Raw genomic sequence first — 419 nt, 5'->3', positions numbered from 1 at the left:
CAGCTCCGGCACCCCCGGCGGCCGGTACACCGTCAAGCCCCCGATCGTCGGCACGGAACTGAACGGCCCCCTGAACCTCACCGCGGGCGACGTCAACGGCGACAAGCGCACCGACCTCGTCATCGACGGCTACGAGAACCAGACCGAGTACGGCTGGAACCGGAACTACTACATCCCCGGCTCCTCCACCGGCCTGTCCACAGCCGACATCCGCACCATCAAGCCCGGCGTGATCACCGCCATCGGCGACATCGACAACGACGGCTACGGCGACATCGTCAGCGGCGCCGCCTGGAACGCCACCGCCTCCGACGGCACCTCGGTCCCCGACTCCGCCAAGGGCGGCAAGGTCTGGGTGACGTACGGCACCGCCTCCGGCCCCGGCACGGCCACCGGCATCACCCAGGACACCGGCAACG

At 69.9% G+C, this 419-nt stretch carries 1 protein-coding gene; it reads left to right on the top strand.

Annotated elements, in window-relative coordinates; translation table 11 throughout:
• Positions 1-419 (top strand): FG-GAP repeat domain-containing protein (locus ACLZOT_RS50115; RefSeq protein ID WP_416976004.1); only part of this gene is annotated, 419 nt, incomplete at both ends.

The organism is Streptomyces sp. 4F14 (assembly GCF_048159485.1).
Classification (GTDB): Bacteria; Actinomycetota; Actinomycetes; order Streptomycetales; family Streptomycetaceae; genus Streptomyces.
This window is presented reverse-complemented; position numbering and strand designations above follow the sequence as displayed.